Here is a 496-nt window from a genome sequence, read left to right as displayed (position 1 = left end):
TAACATAAAGGAGAAAGAAGATGACTACAAAAAAGCGTATCCTTAGTGCAGGTCTGACTGTTGCAGCTGCCTTGCTGTTAACTGCTTGCGGACAATCAGGTTCAGATACAAAAACTTACTCATCAACCTTTAGTGGAAACCCAACTACATTTAACTACTTATTAGACTACTACGCTGATAATACAGCTATTATTACTAACCTAGTTGATGGTTTGCTTGAAAATGACAACCACGGAAACCTAGTTCCATCTTTGGCAGAGGACTGGTCTGTTTCAAGCGACGGTCTGACTTATACCTATAAACTGAGAAAAGATGCCAAATGGTTTACGGCTGACGGTGAAGAGTATGCCCCAGTCAAGGCACAAGATTTTGTGACAGGTATCAAATACGCAGTGGATAATAAATCCCAGGCCATTGACTTGATTCAAAACTCGATCAAGGGCTTGAATGATTATATTACAGGAGTGGATTCTGATTTCTCTAAGGTTGGGGTGAA

The 496-nt window shown here is 40.5% G+C and carries 1 protein-coding gene; it reads left to right on the top strand.

Features of this window, described 5'->3' with window-relative positions; all coding sequences use genetic code 11:
• Positions 1-20 precede the first annotated feature (20 nt).
• Positions 21-496 (top strand): ABC transporter substrate-binding protein (locus tag ACLNCN_RS05025; protein ID WP_424844763.1); only part of this gene is annotated, 476 nt, incomplete at its 3' end.

This window comes from Streptococcus sp. CL8.13, from assembly GCF_049737895.1.
The sequence above is the reverse complement of the archived record's forward strand: the minus strand, read 5'-3'. Positions and strand labels throughout refer to the sequence as shown.